Annotated in this window: 15 protein-coding genes; 6 read left to right on the forward strand and 9 right to left on the reverse strand. The window is 61.5% G+C overall.

Annotation, left to right across the window (positions count from 1 at the left end):
- Positions 1–127: 127 nt before the first annotated feature.
- The gene (locus AC07W4_RS16445; RefSeq protein ID WP_495033118.1) at positions 128–442 is read left to right on the forward strand and encodes a putative quinol monooxygenase; all 315 of its coding nucleotides are present in this window, start codon (positions 128–130) and stop codon (positions 440–442) included.
- Here AC07W4_RS16445 and AC07W4_RS16450 read toward each other — a convergent pair.
- A complete protein-coding gene (locus AC07W4_RS16450; protein ID WP_495033119.1) occupies positions 432–1,196 on the reverse strand; it encodes a sulfite exporter TauE/SafE family protein in 765 nt (254 codons plus the stop codon). The two genes, AC07W4_RS16445 and AC07W4_RS16450, sit on opposite strands and share 11 nt — an antisense overlap.
- A 203-nt stretch (positions 1,197–1,399) precedes the next feature.
- Between AC07W4_RS16450 and AC07W4_RS16455 the strand changes: the two genes are divergently transcribed.
- The 4 genes from AC07W4_RS16455 to AC07W4_RS16470 all read left to right on the forward strand — a co-directional run bounded on the left by AC07W4_RS16455 (position 1,400) and on the right by AC07W4_RS16470 (position 3,777).
- Complete coding sequence (locus tag AC07W4_RS16455; RefSeq protein WP_495033131.1) at positions 1,400–2,284, forward strand: LysR family transcriptional regulator; 885 nt, start codon at positions 1,400–1,402, stop codon at positions 2,282–2,284.
- Positions 2,285–2,326: 42 nt separating this feature from the next.
- Positions 2,327–2,905, forward strand: coding sequence for an NAD(P)H-dependent oxidoreductase (locus AC07W4_RS16460; RefSeq protein ID WP_495033120.1), 579 nt, complete (start codon positions 2,327–2,329; stop codon positions 2,903–2,905).
- Between the two features lie 49 nt (positions 2,906–2,954).
- Entirely contained in the window at positions 2,955–3,326 is a 372-nt protein-coding gene (locus AC07W4_RS16465; protein ID WP_495033121.1) for a MerR family transcriptional regulator, read from the forward strand.
- Between the two features lie 106 nt (positions 3,327–3,432).
- Positions 3,433–3,777 (forward strand): cupin domain-containing protein, encoded by a 345-nt coding sequence (locus AC07W4_RS16470; RefSeq protein WP_007900627.1) that lies wholly within the window; start codon positions 3,433–3,435, stop codon positions 3,775–3,777.
- A 173-nt stretch (positions 3,778–3,950) separates the two neighbouring features.
- Here the strand turns inward: AC07W4_RS16470 and mmsB are convergent, their stop codons facing one another.
- Both mmsB and AC07W4_RS16480 read right to left on the reverse strand, forming a co-directional pair.
- Positions 3,951–4,838 carry a 3-hydroxyisobutyrate dehydrogenase gene (gene mmsB / locus AC07W4_RS16475; RefSeq protein WP_495033122.1) on the reverse strand — a complete coding sequence of 296 codons (888 nt, stop codon included), beginning with the start codon at positions 4,836–4,838 and terminating at the stop codon, positions 3,951–3,953.
- Between the two features lie 10 nt (positions 4,839–4,848).
- On the reverse strand, positions 4,849–6,375 hold the full coding sequence (locus tag AC07W4_RS16480) for a CoA-acylating methylmalonate-semialdehyde dehydrogenase (RefSeq protein WP_008047572.1): 1,527 nt from the start codon (positions 6,373–6,375) through the stop codon (positions 4,849–4,851).
- A 150-nt stretch (positions 6,376–6,525) separates the two neighbouring features.
- Between AC07W4_RS16480 and AC07W4_RS16485 the strand changes: the two genes are divergently transcribed.
- Complete coding sequence (locus AC07W4_RS16485) at positions 6,526–7,473, forward strand: LysR family transcriptional regulator (RefSeq protein ID WP_495033123.1); 948 nt, start codon at positions 6,526–6,528, stop codon at positions 7,471–7,473.
- Here AC07W4_RS16485 and yfiB read toward each other — a convergent pair.
- From yfiB to recC, 6 genes are all read right to left on the reverse strand, one after another.
- A complete protein-coding gene (yfiB, locus tag AC07W4_RS16490; RefSeq protein ID WP_495033124.1) occupies positions 7,470–7,973 on the reverse strand; it encodes an outer membrane lipoprotein YfiB in 504 nt (167 codons plus the stop codon). The genes AC07W4_RS16485 and yfiB overlap by 4 nt on opposite strands.
- 5 nt (positions 7,974–7,978) lie before the next feature.
- Positions 7,979–9,247, reverse strand: coding sequence for a diguanylate cyclase DgcN/YfiN (gene dgcN, locus AC07W4_RS16495; protein ID WP_495033125.1), 1,269 nt, complete (start codon positions 9,245–9,247; stop codon positions 7,979–7,981).
- Entirely contained in the window at positions 9,244–9,819 is a 576-nt protein-coding gene (yfiR, locus tag AC07W4_RS16500) for a regulatory sequestration protein YfiR (protein ID WP_495033126.1), read from the reverse strand. Before yfiR ends, dgcN begins: the two co-directional genes overlap by 4 nt.
- A 119-nt stretch (positions 9,820–9,938) precedes the next feature.
- A complete protein-coding gene (gene recD / locus AC07W4_RS16505) occupies positions 9,939–12,041 on the reverse strand; it encodes an exodeoxyribonuclease V subunit alpha (protein WP_495033127.1) in 2,103 nt (700 codons plus the stop codon).
- Positions 12,038–15,742 carry an exodeoxyribonuclease V subunit beta gene (recB, locus tag AC07W4_RS16510; protein WP_495033128.1) on the reverse strand — a complete coding sequence of 1,235 codons (3,705 nt, stop codon included), beginning with the start codon at positions 15,740–15,742 and terminating at the stop codon, positions 12,038–12,040. The genes recD and recB overlap by 4 nt, the downstream gene beginning before the upstream one ends.
- A complete protein-coding gene (recC, locus tag AC07W4_RS16515) occupies positions 15,742–19,191 on the reverse strand; it encodes an exodeoxyribonuclease V subunit gamma (RefSeq protein WP_495033129.1) in 3,450 nt (1,149 codons plus the stop codon). Before recC ends, recB begins: the two co-directional genes overlap by 1 nt.
- Positions 19,192–19,442: the final 251 nt, after the last annotated feature.

The raw sequence follows: 19,442 nt of genomic DNA on the forward strand, positions 1-19,442 counted from the left end.
CAGAGTACCGGTCGGCCTCGCGCGGAATAAGCGTCGATTTGGTAAAACTCATTTGACCTACAAGCACAAATCCACAGTCGATTGTTGCCTTAGACTGGCGCCCATTCTGATCTGAGGAGAGATGTAGATGAGTGAAATCCAGGGCTTCATCCTGCACGCCAAGACCCGTCCGGAAAAATCCGAGGCATTCGAAGCCTTTTTCAGCGGCTACGTGCAAGCGAGCCGAGCCGAACCCGGTTGCATCGAATACCACATGTTGCGCGACAAGCAGGACCCGACCCTGTTCATTTTCTACGAGATCTGGCAGTCCCAGGCCCATCTGGACGTGCACTCGAACCTGCCGCACATGAAGCAGTTCCTCGAGCAGCGCGATGAATACCTGGAACGGGACTTTGAGATCCGCGCCATCGAGATGATCAGCCCGTCGTCCGCTAGCCGCTGATCAGCAAATGGCCGCCGAGCACACCCAGGCCAACGAAAAACACGCGCTTGAACCACAGGGCGCTGATCCGCTGGCGCAGCGATTGCCCCAGCCACATGCCGAGCATGGCCGGGATCAGCGCCAGCAGCGACGCGCTCAACTCGCCCCCGCCGAGCGCGCCACGCCATAGCAATCCACCGGCCAGGGCCAGGGTCGAGACGGTGAACGACAGGCCCAGCGCCTGCACCAGCTCGTCCTTGCTCAAGCCCAGTGCTTGCAGATAAGGCACCGCCGGAATCACGAACACGCCGGTGGCCGAAGTGATGACACCAGTCAGCACGCCACACAGCGGAGCGAGCCAGCGTTCGCTGCACCGCCCCACGCGCAAGGTCGGCAGGCACAATCCGCTCAGCGCATACAGCAACAACGCAGCGCCCAACCCCCGCACCACCCAATGGCCACCGCTCATGCCGATCCACAGCGTGCCTGCCCCGGTGCCGATGAAAATCGCCAGCATCATCGGCCACAGTCGTTTGATTAGCCCCGACAGATGCCCGCCGAAGGCCAGTTGCCAGAGGTTGGTAAGCGTTGCCGGAATGATCAATAGCGCGGCTGCCTGCGTCGGCGCCATAGCCAGACCGAGCAGGCCCATGGCAACAGTTGGCAGGCCGAGTCCGATCACGCCCTTGATCATGCCGGCCAGCACAAAGGTGCCGATCACCAGCAGGGAAAGGGCCAATCCGAGGTTCTGGTAAAACGCCGAGAGTGTGTTCATGGGGCTATGGTGGGCCCGCGGGGGTTGATTGAAAATCTGCCATATACTGAGACAGCCTCTTGCAAGACAAGAGGCTTAATGGATGGTTAGGGCTACTGGCCCCTTCGCGAGCAAGCCCGCTCCCACAGTGGATCGCGTTACCTGTGGGAGCGGGCTTGCCCGCGAAGGGGCCAGTCCAGACAGCAAATAAACCGGGGATGACAATGCACTTCGACCTGACCGACCTGCGCCTGTACCTGAACATCCTCGACTCCGGCAACATCACCGCCGGCGCGGCACGCAGTCATTTGTCCCTGGCGGCGGCCAGCGCACGCATCCGAGCGATGGAGTCGTCGCTGGGCGTCGAATTTCTTCAGCGCAATCGTCGCGGGGTCAGCCCGACGCCGGCCGGCAATGCCCTGGCCCGACACGCGCGGGTCCTGCTGCAACAGGCCGAACGCCTGCAACAGGAACTGGCCGAATACGCCCAAGGCGTCAAAGGCCAGGTGCGGCTGCTGTGCAACACCACGGCAATCACCGAGTACCTGCCGGAGTTGCTCGCGGACTTCCTGCACAGCCATCCCAACCTCGACATCGACCTGCAGGAACTGCCCAGCGCCCGTATCACCCACGCCTTGCGCCAGGGCGCAGCGGACCTGGGCATCGTGTCCGACGCGGTGGACACCGATGACCTGCAGACCCAAGCGTTCCGCGATGATCCGCTGGTGCTGATCATGCCCCGTGAACACTCCTTGGCACAGGCGACTTCAGTGAGCTTCACCGACACGCTGCATCACGACTATGTCGGCCTGAATGCCAACAGCGCGTTGGCGGTGTACCTGGAAGAACAGGCACTTCACACCGGCCTGCGCATGCAGGTTCGCATCCGCGCCGACGGTTTCGATGGCGTGATGCGCATGGTCGCCCGCGGGGCGGGACTGGCAATCGTACCGCTGGCCGCCGTCGAACGCGGGTCCGGTGGACTGCCTTTCAAAAGCCTCGCCCTGCAAGAACCCTGGGGCCAACGCAAACTATTGCTCTGTGCCCGGGACTTTGCCGCATTACCCGGCTATGCCAAGGCCCTGCTGCACGCCTTGACTCTGCCCTGAGGGGCAGACTTTATCCTTGAGGTTTCATCTTCAAGGACTGCGATGATGGGTAAACGAATACTGGTGATCCTCGGGCATCCGTCCAGCAACAGCTTCTGCGCCGCCCTTGCCGAGCGTTACACACTGTCGGCCGTGCGCGCCGGGCATGAGGTGCGTCAGTTGTTTCTTGGCACCCTGGATTTTGACCCGGTGCTGCGCGAAGGCTATCAGCAGGTCCAGCCGCTGGAGGCCGACTTGCGTAACGCCCAGGCCGACATTCTGTGGGCCGAACAGTTGACGCTGGTTTATCCGATCTGGTGGGGCGGCGTACCGGCCTTGCTCAAGGGCTTTTTCGACCGGGTGTTCTTGCCGGGTTTTGCCTTCAAGTATCGTCTGGGCAAAGCCTTCCCCGATAAACTCCTGCGCGGCCGAACCGCCCACCTGCTGGTGACCATGGACACACCACCCTGGTATTACCGATGGATCTACCGCATGCCCGGTTTGCATCAGGTCCGTAAAACCACACTGGAATTCTGTGGCATCAAGCCAACCCGCACCCTCACCTTCGGGCCAATTCTCGGCGCCAGCGCAGACCGGCATGCGGCCTGGTTACGCCAGGCCGAAGCTATCGCCAGCGCTTGAGTCGGTCGATAATGCACCGAGCTTTATCCTCGGAGAAAAGGAACTTCCCATGTACATCGGCCAAGCCGCGCAACGTTCCGGAACCACTGTCAAAAGCATCCGTCACTACGAGTCGATTGGCCTGCTGCCTGCCGCTCGACGTCAGGGCAAGTACCGCATCTATGACCAGCACAGCGTCGATCTGCTGATGTTCATCAAATGTGCCCAGCAGCTGGGTTTCAGGCTCAAGGAATTGCAATCAATCTTCGCCGGACATCCGGGCCCGCAGCTGCCTTGGGAACAGGCACATCAGGTCATCGCCCAAAAAAAACAGGAAATCGGCGCACGGATAGCAGCGCTGTCGCAACAGCACTCGCAATTGGTCGAGTTCGAGAACAGTCTCGAACAATCCAGGCTCGACTGCCCATTGACCCATCTCTGAGGGCTGTGCGTTTCTGGACAGCTCAGTGTCGAGCACAGACAACTGACCCACGGACAGGCGCTATAGGGTGCGACTTCAGTTCTTGAGCCCACTGCCCGGAGTCATCATGACCGCACCGATTACCGTTCTTCGCGACACCCACCCGCTGCCCGTGCTCGACGCCTGCAAATGGGAAAAGCTCGAAGGCGACCCGCACACCGTCAACCTCAACGCCTACACCAGTGAAGACGGCAGCAAGATCATGGGCACCTGGATCTGCACGCCGGGCAAGTGGTACGTGGAATACGTGAAGTGGGAGTACTGCCATTTCCAGGAAGGCTACTGCATCATCACCCCGGAAGGCATGGCGCCGATCCACCTGCGCGCCGGTGACATTTTCGTCATTGAGCCGGGGATGAAAGGCACCTGGGAAGTGGTGGAAACCGTGCGCAAATATTTCGTGTTTGCCTGATGCAAAAAAACCGGGGGATCACCCGACGTGATCTCCCGGTCAAAAGTCTTCAGGTAAGCGCCGTACCCTGTGGGAGCGAGCTTGCTCGCGATAGCGGTGGGTCAGTCACCATCAATATCGACTGTAACGACCTCATCGCGAGCAAGCTCCCACAGTTTTTTGCCACAGCCTTGCTATTGCGGTTTGCGATAGCCGTTGATGATCGCCGAAAAGTCCTGACCACCGTCCCCACGCAGACTCATCGCCTGATACAACTGCTGGGCCACCGCGCCGAGTACCACCGGCTGGTGCGCCTGACGCGCCGCTTCGGTCGCCAGCCCCAGATCCTTGAGCATCAGTTCGGCACCGAAACCACCAGTGTAACCGCGCGAAGCCGGCGCCGTTTCAACGATGCCCGGCCATGGGTTGTACATCTCCGAACTCCAGCAACGCCCGGTAGAGCTGTTGATGATGCCCGCCAGCACCTTGGTGTCGATGCCCAGCGCGTCGCCCAGCGCCATGGCTTCGCTGACGCCGACCATGGAAATCCCCAGCAGCAGGTTGTTGCAGATTTTAGCGATTTGCCCGGTGCCGACCTCACCACAATGGACGATGTTGCGGCCCATCTGCGCCAGTACCGGCTGCAAGGTGGCGAACAGTTCAGGCGTGGCGCCGACCATGAAGGTCAGGGTCCCGGCAGCGGCACCACCGGTACCGCCAGAGACCGGCGCATCGGCCATGGCCACGCCCTGTTTGGCAGCGGCGGCGGCCACGTCCCGTGCGGTCTGCGGATCGATGGTGCTGCAATCCACGGCCGGTACACCTTTACCGATACCGGCGAGCACGCCGTCTTCACCCAGCCACACGCTGCGTACATGCACCGCGGCAGGCAGCATGGTGATGACCAGTTCGGCACCTTCTGCCGCTTCACGGGCCGATGCGCTGATACTGCCGCCCAGCTGTTCCAGTTCCGCCAGCACGGCTTTGTTCAGGTCCACCAGGCGCAGTGCATGGCCGGCCTTGATCAGGTTGCGCGCCATCGGCGCGCCCATATTGCCCAGGCCGATAAAAGCGATTTTCATGTCCGGCTCCTTATCGCAGGTTGATGGTGGTGTTCACACCGTCGTTGACGCTGTTGTCATCGAACCAGCGACTGGTGACGGTCTTGGTCTGAGTGTAGAACTGCACCACTTGCTTGCCGTACGGGCCGAGGTCGCCGAGCTTGGAACCGCGCGAACCGGTGAAGCTGAAGAACGGGACCGGCACCGGAATCGGGATGTTGATGCCGACCTGGCCGACGTCGATTTCGTTCTGGAATTTACGTGCCGCCGCGCCGCTCTGGGTGAACAGGCCCGTGCCGTTGCCGAACGGGTTGGCGTTGACCAGGGCGATGGCCTCGTCGAGCGTATTGACCTCCAGCACCACCAGCACCGGGCCGAAGATTTCCTGGGTGTAGATCTGCATGTCGGTGGTCACGCCGGAGAACAGGGTCGGGCCGACAAAGTTGCCCTTCTCGTAACCGGGAACCGAAATCTCGCGACCGTCCAGCTCCAGTTTCGCGCCTTCCTTGATGCCGCTCTCGATCAGGTCGAGAATCCGTGCCTTGGCCTTTTTTGAGATCACCGGGCCGACGTCGGTGCCCGGCTCGCTGCCGGCATTGACCTTGAGCTTCTGCGCCAGCGCCTTGAGATCCGGCAGCCACTGCTTGGCCGCGCCCACCAGCACCACCACCGAGGTGGCCATGCAGCGTTGACCGGCAGCGCCAAACCCGGCACCCACCAACGCATTCAGCGCTTGCTCGCGATTGGCGTCCGGCAGCACCACGGCGTGGTTCTTGGCGCCCATCATCGATTGCACGCGCTTGCCGTGTTTACCGGCCAGGTCATAGACATGAGTGCCGACGGCGGTTGAACCGACAAAGGAAACCGCCTTGATGTCTTTGTGGGTGCAGAGCCCGTCCACCACGTCCTTGCCACCATGCACGACGTTGAGCACGCCGGCCGGAATGCCGGCCTCAATCGCCAGTTCCACCAGGAGCATGGTCGACATCGGGTCCTGTTCGGACGGTTTGAGCACAAAGGTGTTGCCGCAGGCGATGGCCATCGGGAACATCCACAGCGGGATCATCGCCGGGAAGTTGAACGGGGTAATGCCCGCGCACACGCCGATCGGCTGGCGCAGGGTGTAGGTGTCGACGCCACCGGCGACGTTTTCAGCGAATTCGCCCATTTGCAGGCTGCCGATGGAGCAGGCGTGCTCGACCACTTCCAGGCCACGGAAAATATCGCCTTCGGCGTCGGCAATGGTCTTGCCCTGCTCTGCGCTCAGGACCGCGGCGATGCGCTTGGAGTGTTCGCGAATCAGCGCCTGGAGCTTGAGCATGATGCGCATCCGCGCGCCGATGGGTGTCAGCTTCCAGGTCTGGAAGGCGCGATGAGCGGCGCTGATGGCCGCGTCGACTTCTTCGGCGGTGGCAAACGGCACCTTGGCCAGCACCTGTTGGGTCGCCGGGTTGATGATGTCGTGCCACTCGGTGGTCTTGGATTCGACCCACTCGCCGTCAATCAACAGCTTGACCTTCTGCACGGTGGTTTCGTTGGGCGTGAGTGATACGTTCATGTGGGTCTCCGGATGCTTGTTTTTATCTTGGGAGCCAGGGAGAGATAGTCGCCCTGAGATGAGCTATGTGTCGCGAATTGGTTGTCGGACTGTTTTTGGAGTATAGATGTGCAAACATCTAATAAGAACGCACATTAAAACCGGTCCAACATGCAAAAAAACATCACCTCCCTCGGTTCGCTGAACTGGGATGACCTCAAGTTTTTCCTAGAAGTCTCCCGCACCCGCAAAGCCAGCACCGCGGCCAAGCGCCTGGCGGTGGACTACACCACCGTGTCGCGGCGCATCAGCTCCCTGGAAACCGCATTGGGCACTTTGCTGTTCGAAAAATCCCGGACCAGCGGCTTCGTTCTGACCGCCGAGGGCCAGCGGTTGATGGGGTATGCCGAGTCGATCGAGAGCACCCTGCACATGGCGTGCGAGCAGGTTTCCGGTTCCGGCGTGGCACTGTCCGGTCATGTGCGCATGGGCTGTACCGAAGGCTTCGGCAGCTTTTTCATCACGCCACAGCTGAGCCACTTCGTCGACACCTATCCGGCGATCTCGGTGGATATCCTGCCGCTGCCGCACTTCATCAGCCTGTCCAAGCGCGAGGCCGACATCGTCATCGCCCTGGAGCGGCCGGAGCATGGCCCGTACGTCTGCTGCAAACTGTGCGACTACCGATTGCAGCTGTACGCGACCCAGGATTATCTCGACAACCACCCGGCCATCCGCCGCCCGGCAGACTTGGCGAAACATTCGTTTATCAGTTACGTCGACGACCTGGCGTTCAGCTCGGAGCTGCTGTACCTGGCCAACGTATTGCCCGGGGCCAGTGCCAACCTGCGCAGCACCAGCGTTATTGCGCAGTTCGTGGCCGCGCAGCAAGGACGCTCACTGGCGATCCTGCCGTGCTTCCTCGCCACCCAGGACCCGCGCCTGCTGCCGGTGTTGCCACAGGAAATCAATATCACCCGGCAGTTCTGGATGTACTGCCGGGAGGACCTGAGGAAGCTCAAGCGGATCACCCTGTTGTGGGATTACATCCGCCAGGTGACTGAGCAGAATCAGGGCCTGTTGATGGGCGAAAGCCGGGAGATATTGTTTGCCGATTAGTCGGAGCTGACCACAATCGCCACCCGGCGATTTTCGGTGCGGCCACTGGATGTGCTGTTGCTGGCCACCGGCACGCTGCTGCCCAGGCCACGCAGCTGGATGTTTTCCTGTTTCATGCCGACGGTGTTGAGCACCCTGGCAACGCTTTTCGCCCGACGCACGGACAGTTGCTCGTTGTAAGCCTCTTTGCCCGATGCGTCGGTGTGGCCATCGACCCGCACTCGCTCAATCCCCACTCCGAGCAGTGCCTTGCCGATGCGCTCGACGATCTCGGTGCTCTGTTTGTTCAGGCTGTCATCGTCGCTGCCGAACAACACCTTGCCGGACAAACCGAAGGCCCAGCCATCGTCGGTCAGCTCGAACCCCTGCTGTTTCAGCACGGCGATTTGCGCCGGGGTCAGGCCTTTTGGCGGGGTGGTCTGGCAACCGGCCAGGCTCAGCAAGGCCACGAGCAGGGTCATGGTGAAAAAACGCAGGGAACGCGGGTTGAATGTGAACACGTAAGTCAGCTCCTGTCTTGAACATCGGCGGCAGGGTGCTCCGACCCTGCCGTGTACTGTGCGCCTCGGGACAGGCGCTTGGCCTGGTACATCGCGCCATCGGCGGCGTTGAGCAGGGCACCCGGCGTTGCACCATGATCCGGGTACACCGCGACGCCGATACTGAGTGAGGTCAGTACCTGGGTACTGCCCGGCAATGGAATCGGCATGTCCATGCTGGACAGAATCTTGTCGGCAATCCGTTCGGCGTCTTCGGTCTTGTGCAGTGGCGTCAGCAACACGGCAAATTCATCGCCACCCAAGCGCGCCACCAGATCTCCTTCCCGCAGTTGCGCCCGAACCCGATTGGCCACGGCGACCAACACCGCATCACCCGCCGCATGGCCGAAACTGTCGTTGATCTCCTTGAAGCGATCGCTGTCGAGAAACAGCACCGCCACGCGCTCGCCGAGCTTGTTGGCGTTGCGCAACGCGCGCGTCAGGCGACCTTCGAAAAACGCCCGATTGGGCAACCCGGTGAGGCTGTCGTGGCTGGCCTGGTGAGCCAGGGATTCGTTTTCGCTTTGCAGGTGCGACTGCCAGGCTTCGAGTTCATCGAGCAGGGCATTGAAGTCGATACCGAAATTATCGAGTTCGGCAATGTCGGCGGGCGGCACACGCTTGTCGAAGGCGCGTTCACTGCGCGCGGCGTGGGCGACGGCGGCCAGGTTGCGCAGGGGCTTGATGATCCCGCGAAGTTGTCGGCGCGCCAAGAAGAGCGCAACCCAGGCGCTGATGGCCGTGCACACCAGGATGCCCACCAGACCGCTGAGCAAAAAGCGCATCAGGTTGGCGCCATGACCGGTGAGCCTGATGCTGCCGACTTCCCGCCCTTGATGGAGGATCGGCATGCTCATGGGGTCTTCCAGAAACGCTTTGGCGATGTGCAATTCGAGATCGGACACCCAACCGGTTTCCGGTCGTTGCCAGCGAGCCAGCAACTGGCCTTGTTGATCGAACACCTGAGCGTCGGCCACCTCTTCGGTGGTGGCAATCAACGCCAGCGCTTCGGTGGTGGCGGGTTTGTCGTTGAACACCACCGCGGCTTCCACGGTGTAGCTGATCGAGCGCGCAATCAGGTGCAGGTTGTGATCGGCGTACACGCGCAAGGCCAGCACGCCGAGCAACGTCAGTGAAACACTGGCCATGGCGACGCCCACCAGCGCAACGAGCAAATTGCCGCGACCGATGACCGAATGCAAAGTCGGGCGGCTGCCCGGTTTCAGTAGTTTCATGGCGCCGCCGGCTTGCGGCGCGAGAGTTGCAACACACTCGGATGAATGCGTACGCCGCTGCGGGCGACAGAGTCGAGATTGACCTCGAACGACACTTGCTCGTCGCCGACCCGCAAGCAAAACAGGCTGCCGACGGTGCATTGCTCATCGTTCTCACTGATGCTCAACACCGGATGCCCGATCAACGCGGCGAACAATCGGCTGCGCTCTACGCCGGTCAGCTTGCCGATATAAACCGCATCGCAGTCACTGACAATCGAAGGGTTGTCGGCCAACAAGCGTTGCACCGCGACAGGTCGACCCGTCGCCTGGGTCGTACCCTTGACCAGGTCATCGGTGTATTCGGTAGGGCCGACCAGGCACAAGCGCAGCAGCATAGGTTCAACGGGCCAGCGGGCATAGCTGAGGATGCCGAGGACCACTTGGGTAACCGCTTTGGCGCGTTGGTCCGCCATGCCCACCGGGGCTTGCGATTGAGCGAAAGCGACGCTGGCCAGCAGACAAAGAAGGATGGCAAGCAGCGCTTTCTTACAGCCAACGACGCGCTCTGTCGTCCTGACAGCCACCTTCATGCAGGGATACTCTTTGACCGTAGCGAAATGATGCCGCAACGATAGCACAGCGAGGAAATGCCAGCGAGGACACGTACTACGCTGCTTCGGACAATTTCCTACAATCGCTCACTGACCTTTCAGCCTGCCGGCTCGCTGCCGTCCTTGAGTTCCAGCATCAGCCCGCTCAAGCGTTTGACCCGGCGTTTCACCGCCTCTTCAAACACCCCCGCACGGGACTCGATCAAGGTGAACCAGTCCTTGGCCCGGGTAATGCCGGTGTAGATCAATTCCTTGGTGAGTACCGGATTCAAGGCATCGGGAAGAATCAACGCGGTATGCGCGAACTCCGACCCCTGGGATTTATGCACGGTCATGGCGTACACGGTTTCGACATCATTCAGGCGACTGGGCAGGACAAATCGCACGCCACCCTGGCCATCATTGCGTGGGAATGCCACACGCAGAACCTGTTTTCCGTGGCCGTCCTGTTCAGGGAGCTTGAGGGCAATGCCGATATCGCCGTTCATCAAACCCAGCCCGTAATCGTTGCGGGTCATCAGCACAGGACGACCTTCGTACCACTGCTGGTCGCTGTCGATCAGCCGCGCCCTGAGCAAAGCCTCCGTCACCCGTTGGTTCAAGCCCTCGACACCCCACGGCCCCTTGCGCACGGCACATAGCAACTGGAACGCATCGAAGGCCTGCAGCACTTCTCGCGCCCAATCAATCCAGCGCGAATCTTCCAGCGGGCTGTCCAGTGGCGGGCGCTGATTGCGCAGCACGCTCAGGTAATGTCGATAACCCTGCGGGCCCTCACCGTGGCCGTCGAGAAGCAAACGTTCCAGGGCCCGATCCTGCTCCCCCTTGAGGGACAAACAATACACATCGTCATGGCTTCGCGCCGACAGCAACTTGCGGGCTTCTTCGGGTTGCTGCTGGTTGACCCAGCGAGCCAGTTGGCCAATGCCGCTACCTTCACCAAATCGCCGGGAATGGCGCAACATCACGACCTGTTGAGCCAATGGATGAGTGCCCTGGGCGTCCTCCTGCAAGCCGCTGGCCTGCAGGCTTTCGCCACTGACGGATTCCAGCCACTGCCGGGTCTGCGGGCTGTACCAGCCAGCCTCCGCGTCGCGACACAGGTCCCCCAGAACCGCACCGGCTTCTACCGACGCCAATTGATCCTTGTCACCCAACAGCACGAGGCGCGCATGGGCGGGCAAGGCGTCGAGCAGGTTGGCCATCATTTCCAGGTCGATCATCGAGGCCTCGTCCACCACCAACACATCCAGCGGCAGGCGATTGCCCGCATGGTGCCGGAAATGACGAGTCCCGGGACGGCTGCCAAGCAGACGGTGAACGGTGGTGACGTCGGACGGAATCTTTTCCCGAACGTCCTCCGTGACCTTCAAGGTCCGGACTTGCTGGCTGATGGATTCCGTCAGACGCGCCGCGGCCTTGCCGGTCGGCGCGGCGAGGCGAATGCGCAGGGGCATGCCGACCTCGACCGCCGGCGCCTGGAGCAATGCCAGCAAGCGCACGACGGTGGTGGTCTTGCCGGTTCCCGGCCCCCCCGTGACGATGCTGAAGGCGCTACGGGTCGCCAGGGCGCAGGCCAGCTTCTGCCAGTCGATCACGTCACCCGGCCGGGCAGGACCAAACAACCCGGTGAGACGCTGGAGCAAGTCGCCCGGCGTGGATTCGTGTTCCGTCAGACGCTCGCGCAGCGAGATGTCGATCCGCCGCTCGTAGGCCCAATAGCGGCGCAGGTACAAGCGTTTGCCCGATAACACCAAAGGCCGGTCGCGCACGTTGTCACGACTGTCAGCGGCCAGCGCGACCAGGTTGCTGGCGGCCAGCACCTTGCACCAATGAGCACCGTCCAGCGATCCCAGCAATTGCGAGGGCAACAGCATCGCGCCGCCTTGCACGTCCCCTTCGGGTGGCAGCGACAGGGCGAAGTCCGGTTCTTTCAGCGTCTCGAACAGATCAAGGCAGACATGCCCGTGGCCCAACTGGTGGCTGGTCAGCGCGGCTGCCAGCAACACCAGCGGATCATCCTCCGGGGCCAGCTCATGCAGAAACGCCACAAAGGCTTTGTCCAGCGCGCGCAACCAGCCACGCTCGACCCAACGCGCGAGCAACAACAGCAAGTCGTCGGCACGACTCAGCGGCGCCAGATCGGCCAGGCTTTCGGCTGCCAGCGATGTGGGCAACAAATCGGTGAATGTGCGACTCATAACAGTACTCCCTGTTCCCAGGCGGGCTCGGCCTTGGGTTCTGGCTTGCCCTGGAACAGCCTGTCCAGACGTTCGATCAGTTCTCTTGGTGGCCGGGCGAAAAACACACCCTGGCTGGCCGCGCGCGTACCGCGCAAAAACAGGTACAACGCACCGCCGACATGCCGGTCATAGTCATAGTCGGCGAGCCGCGCCTTGAGCTGACGGTGCAGGGCCAACAGGTACAACACGTATTGCAGGTCATAACGGTTGTCGAGAATCGACTGCTCCATGGCCTGCGCGGTGTAGGCCGCATCATCGACGCCGAGCCAATTGGATTTGTAGTCGGCCACGTAATAGCGGCCGTCATGTTCGAACGTCAGGTCGATGAAGCCCTTGAACATACCGTTGAGCAGCACCGGTTCCGCGGCCACCCGGGCCACGCCGTTATGGGTGTATTGGCACACCAGCGCATCGAGCTTGAGCACATCGACCTTATGGCTGGCGAACCAGAACTCCATCTCGACCTGATACTGCGTCAACTGGCCGAATATCACCGGTACCTGACCGCCGCCCAGTTGCAGCGGCGACTTGAGCAGATGCTGCAGCCAGTCACTCAAGGTGCTGATCCAGCCCTCCCAGCCTCGACGGTTGCAGCGACGGGCAATGGCGTCGATCACCTCTTGTGGTGCCGCAGCAAAACCCTCGCCTCCTGCCCATTCGAGCAAGCCATGGAGGAAGGTGCCGGGGTTCGGGCCGCGCGGGAAGCGATGGATATCGCCGCCACCGGCCACCACTTCCCTGGGGGCCTGCGGGTCGAGGCGCTCGTCGTCGAACAGCTTTTGCGCCTGCGGGCTCTCCGGCGCCTCGTCGGTGCCGACACTCAGGGTGTCGCCAATGCGTAACGCGCTGTAGGAAGCGATCCACCAGTTTTCACTGGCCTTGCGCTTCGGAACCAGTGGAACCAACAGTGCCGCATCGTTTTGCGGTGGCTGGTAATGCACCGTTGTCGCTTCAGGCATCTCGGCATACGCCAGCGCCGGGCAGTCCTGTTGCAGGTCCCGCAACCAACGCTGCAACGCCGGGGAGTCGGCCAAAGGCGCACCACCGCCCAGCAGATAACCCAATGCCGACAGATGCAGCACCGAGCCATTGTTATTGCCGCGCTTGAGGTCGGCCACCCCCAGCCAGCAGGCGTGTTGCGCCCGGGTCAGGGCGACATAGAGCAAGCGCAGATCCTCCGCCAGACGCTCATCGTCAGCCAGGGCAATCAACTCTGCCGTCGGCTTCAAGGTGACCTGGGCATTGCCGGATTCATCGTGGTAGTGCAACGGCAGGCGACTGCCATCCACCGGTTTCGCCGAGCAAATGAACGGCAGGAACACCAAGGGGTATTCAAGGCCCTTGGACTTGTGAATGGTCACGACCTTGACCAATTGCTCATCACTTTCCAGACGCAGGATCTGCTCTTCGCCAGCCTGCCCGGACAACGCCAGATGCTCGGACAAATGCCGGATCAGGGCTTGCTCGCCATCGAGTTCGGCGGCGGCTTGTTGCAGCAATTCGAAAAGGTGCAGAAGGTTGGTCAACACGCGCTCGCCGTCACTGCGGGCGATCAACGCCTGGGGCAGGCGGAAGTCGTGCAGCAAGCGTCGCAGCATCGGCAATACGCCCTGCTTGCGCCAGACTTCGCGATAGCCACGAAACTGCATGACCCGGGACTCCCAGGCCAACTCGTCCTGATTGAGCCGCTCCAGCTCAGTCAACGAAAGGTTCAACGTGATGCTGGCCAACGCGGCCCGCAGCGGTCGCTCGACATCCGGCTCGGCGCAAGCCTTGAGCCAGGTCAGCACGTCATGCGCCTCCTGGGCGGCGAACACCGAGTCCTTGTCCGACAGGTAAACACTGCGCACGCCACGGGCGGCCAATTGCCCACGAACCGCCTGCGCCTCCTTGCCGTCGCGCACCAGGATGGCGATATCCGCCGGTAGCAGGCCCCTGAAGGCTTTGCCGTCCTGGGCGAACCCTGCTCGCCCCTGCTGCCCGCCATTGAGCAATACCGTGATTTCACTGGCGCAGGCAGCCGCCAGTTGTTGCCGGTACACCGCACCGGACAACGGTTGTTCGGCCGGCAAGTGCCAGATGTTCAAGGCAGTGACTGCCTGATCATTGATGCGCAAGACTTCCTTGCGGCCCTGAGAGGCAACCGGTGTGAACGGCACCGGGTTGTCGCCATTCTTCTGCCGAAAGAGGAAAGCGCCGCGTCCTGACTCCCGGGCCTCGGCGCGCTCGAACACATGGTTCACCGCGTCGACCATGCCGTGGCTCGAACGGAAGTTGGTACCCAGGGTGTGCAGGCGGCCAGTGGTGGCCTGGCGAGCGCGCAGGTAGGTATGGATGTCGGCACCGCGAAAAGCGTAGATCGCCTGTTTCGGGTCGCCGATCAGGAACAGACCGCACTCGGGGCTGTTCTCTTCAATGCGGTAGATGCTTTCGAAGATCCGGTATTGCACCGGGTCGGTGTCCTGGAATTCATCGATCAGGGCGACCGGAAACTGTTCACGAATCAGGGTTGTCAGTCGCTCGCCGCCATCGGACTGCAAGGCCGCATCAAGGCGCAGCAACATGTCGTCGAAACCCATTTCCGCGCGGCGGCGTTTCTCCTCCTCGAATCGCGTCCCGACCCAGCGGGCTGCGTGCTGCAGCACGGCGGCATCAGGCGTCGGCAACCCATCGAGACTTGCCTTGAGGCCGGCCATCGCATCGAGCCCCGGATGTCGAGGCGCTTCGCCCTTCCAGGCTTCGGCCATGCCATCCGGGGTCAGGCGAGTGAAACCGGTGCCGATATCCAGTTGTTCAAGGGATTCGTCCTCGGCCCAGGCTTTGATCTTTTCAAACCAGGGCTCGAAGTAGCGTGCCTGCATCTTGCGACCGTCGACAGCCTTGCCGGCAACTCCCTGGTGACAGATGGCAAGCAACTCGTCCGACCACTGCAGCCAGGGTTTCTTGAGTTCGATCAGGGCCGCCCGTCGCTCTTGCAAGCATTGCGCAATCACCTCGGCGGGCTCTTTCCCTTGAGCCGTATCCCGCTCACTGGCGAACAGCGCACGAATCCGTGGCAGCAATGCCGCCGGTCCACCCCAATTGCTGCGCACCCAATTCAAGGCGTCACCTTGCATCGGGTAACAGAACAGCCGCCAGTAATCGCGCAGGACTTCCCCCAGCAAGTCGCTGTGGTCGGTTTCCAGGGTCTGGGTAAACAGGCTGCCGCTGTCGAACGCGTGCTCGCGCAACATGCGCTGGCACCAACTGTGGATAGTCGACACCGCTGCCTCGTCCATCCACTGGGCGGCGATATCCAGGCGGTTTGCGCACCCCGGCCATTGCTCGGGCAAGTACTGATCGCGCAACTCGGCAATCAGGCTGTCGGGGGCGGGCGTTTCATCGCGAAAAAATCGTGCGGCCTCGGCGAGCCGCGTGCGAATGCGTTCGCGCAGCTCTTTGGTCGCGGCGTCGGTGAAGGTCACGACGAGGATCTGCGGGGGCAAGAGCTCACGTCCGAAGCCACTGCGCTCTCCACCACCGTGCTCTCCACCATTGCCAAGCACCAGGCGCAGGTACAACGCGGAAATGGTGAAGGTCTTGCCGGTCCCGGCGCTGGCTTCGATCAGTTGACTGCCACGCAGCGGGAAGGCCAGGGCCAGAGGTGTCTTCGTGCTCATCAGCGCGACTCCTCGCTGGACAGTGAACGCCAGGGCGCTTCAAGAAGCGGGCGATAGAGCGCGTCACACCAGTCGGGGAAGGTTTCATCGGCACTCAGGGCATCGTAATCGGCGAATTGGCGCGCGAGCGCCGGGCTTTCGCGACGCTCTCCGTCCGTCGTCTGCCCATCCCCTTCGTAGGCCTTGCGCGCAGCGGCCTCGGCTTTGACCGGGTCGGTTTGCCCCAGCCACGCGAAGGCTGTCTTGACTGCGATCGGCAGTGGCTGGCGCATGCCCGACTGCCAGGCCATCAACAGGTCACCGAGAATCGCCCGCGCCGTGGACTGCTCCAGCGGACCGAGCAACAGGCTGTCGTCGCTGGCCACCAATGCGGTGGTCAGCGCCATGCCACTGGCACAAGCCATCAGATGATTGACCCACGGGCGTGTCAATCGATGCCATTTGCGCGACTTGATCGAGCCGATACTGTTGGGGATCGTTGTGACAGACAACAAACCACCATCAGCACGCTGATGCAGGCCGCTGAGCCAGCCCTCGATGTGCAGGCTCTGCAGTTCAAGACTGACGGGCAACGCGCTGCTGAGCGGTGTTGGCCACAGCGCCAGGAGCTGTTGGTGGCGTTGCAGCAAGTCAGGCAATGGCTCGATCAACTCCCGTTGCAGGCACTCACCGAATCCGGCCAAGGGCAGCAGCCCGCTGTTCTGCAAACGTTTCGCCTGATCCTCCAGTGCCTGTCCGGGATTTTCAGGATCTGCCAGCGCCGCTTCGAGCAAACGATCGCTGAGGCTGTAACGCTGCAACGCATCCAGGACAAAAGGCTCTTCATCGGCCAACGGCACTTCGGCCGCCTCGAAGAAGACTTTCAGTCGCTGGCTGAAAAAGTGCCGTACCGGATTGCGCAGGAAATCCTGCACCTGACCGAGGCTCAGTGGCTCGTCCTGAACGTGGGGCCCGAGCACTTCGGCGCTTGCCTGTTGCTCTGCCGCTTGATGAAGCACCTGCCATTCGCTGGCGTAGCTGAACGACTCATCCCCGTCGTGAAAGTAGCGAGCACTGAAGGGTTGCAATGGGTGTTCCCGGGTCATGGCGTCCAGCAGATCCTCGTCGCTTTGCAGCAATCGCCAACCGCTGGCCAAGTGGTCACGCAACTGGCCGATCAGCACCGAGGCAGGCCGCTCGCTGTTATCGCGGATGCTTCGGCCCACCCAACTGATGTAGAGCTGGTCCCGTGCCGACAGCAAGGCTTCCAGTAGCAGGTAGCGGTCATCTTCGCGCCGGGAGCGGTCACCCGGACGGTAATCACTGCCCATCAGGTCGAAATCCAGCGGCGGTTGTGCGCGGGGATAATCGCCGTCATTCATGCCCAGCAGGCACACCAGTTTGAACGGGATGGCGCGCATGGGCATCAAGGTGCAGAAGTTGACCGCACCGGCCAGAAAACGTTGGGACAAACGGCCCTGATCCAGACCTGCCAGCCAGGCTTCGCGAACGACGGTCAGCGGCAATTCGTCCTGCAACCCGACGGATTCGCAGGTCTCGAGCCAGGTCTCGCGCAGCTCTTCGAGTTGGGCCAGCAAGTAGTCATCGTGTTCGTTGCCGGCAAGGAAGAACAACTGCACCAAAGCCTGCAAGCGCAAGCCCCATTGCCCCGGCGAGGCCGGCTGAGAGAGTTCGTGGTGAGCCACTTCCAGCGCGTCCAGCAGCGCCACCAGCGGACCGATGAGCGCAGCGTCCAGGCCACCGATCTCGTCGTAGGGTTCGATACCCTCATAAGCATTGGCACTGCCAACGGCATAACCGAGCAACATCCGTCGCAAGCCGAAACGCCAGCTGTTTTGCTCCAACTCATTCGGTAGCCCGAGCCCGGCACGTTGCTCGGCATTCATGCCCCAGCGAATGCCGGCACCTTCGATCCAGCGGTGCAGCATCGGCAGGTCACGCTCCTCGACGCCAAAACGCGCGCGCAGTGCGGGGACGTCCAGCAGATCGAGAATCTCACTAACGGGGAATCGACTGTCAGGCAATTTGAGCAGGTGCTCGACAGCAATCAGCAATGGATCGCGACCACGCTGGCCCTGGTCAGCCAGGGTAAACGGAATGAAGCGAGAGTCCTGGCGGTCAAGTTGACCAAACACGGCACGAATATGCGGTGCGTAGCTGTCGATGTCCGGGACCATCACGATGATGTCCCGGGGCCGCAAGGTCGGGTCGGCACTGAAGCGCGCGAGCAGTTGATCGTGGAGGATCTCGACTTCTCGCTGGGCGCTATGGGCGATGTGAAAACGGATCGATTCGTCCTGCTCAAGATCGATAGCGGGCCAACGCTCCCGAGTTTCGTTGAGGGGGCGCAACTCGAGGATGTCGTCCTGTAACTGGTTGAGTACATTCAGCGGCTGACCGTCACTGAACAGGTCAATGCGTCCGTCACGGAATGCCGAACGATAGCTGTTGGGATCGTCATAACTGTCGAGCAGGTTGATGTAGTCCCGTCCCTGCTTGCCCCAGGCAGCCAGCAGCGGATGGGCATGCTGGTGGAGAGTTTGCGGATCGATCACTACCGGCATGCCACTCTTGCGGGCCTGACGCTTGTATTGATGCCGCAACAGGTCTTTATCGGCGACGATGTCCGCCCAATGGTGACGACACGGGTTGTGTACACACAGCAGGACCTGGCTGAATCGTGCCAGTCCCGCCAATGCTTCCAGGGCTTGGGCAGGCAGCGAAGAAATCCCGAAAACAATCACTCGCGAGGGTAATCCCTTGGGGGCGGCTTCAAGTTGGTTGATACGCTCGACAAATCGCTGATGGACACCGGCACGGCTTTGCGCCATGCCTTCTGCTCCCACATCCAGCAAGAGCGCGCGCCATAACTCTGCCTGCCAGCAATTGGCCGGGGTCAGGGGTTTGGCTTCGCCCCTGGCGTTTCTTGTTTGATGGCGACCTTCGGCCCAGTCTTCGAGCCAGTCAGCTCGGTACACCTGATACTGGTCGAACAGATCCGCCAGACGCTCAGCCAGTTGATAGCGTTTGCGCAGGTCGGAGTCATGGGTCAGGAAACGCTGCAGCGGCTCGAAGTGCGGTTGGTTGATCAACTGCGGCAGCAGGCGCATCAAGCGCCAGGTCAGCGGGGCTTTATCGAGCAGGGACTTGACCGGAATTTCGTCGCGGCCAAGGACCATGCGATAGAGCTGCCACATGAAGCTGCCGGGCAACTGCACGTCGATGGCGGCAGCGATGCCGCAGCCTCCCATGTCGTCTTCTTCAGAATCTTCCGCCAGTGCCAGCTTCAGCCATTGGGCAATGCCATTGCTTTGCACCAACGCGATTTCATTCTCCAGGGGAGCCAGCGGGTAGCGCCGCATCCAGCTGACCACCAGGCTGCGCAACTCGTCCAGGCGGTTGCCGTGAACCACCATAAAACCAGCACTGAGGGACGTGGCGTCCGGCATAAGGCTTCCTTGGGAAATGCAAATTCGAGGGACGACTTTAGCATTTGTAGGAGCGAGCTCGCTCGCGAAGGTCGTCAACGATGACGCGGGTTGCCTGGGGTAACGCGGTGCCCTGAAGTTCTTCGCGAGCAGGCTCGCTCCTACAGGGAACAGCGTTTGAGGTGTACGGAGGCGCAAAAACAAAACCCCAACTGCTTTCGCAATTGGGGTTTCGGAATTTAATCTTGACGATGACCTACTCTCACATGGGG

The sequence above is a fragment of the Pseudomonas sp. GW821-FHT02A08 genome (assembly GCF_059422045.1).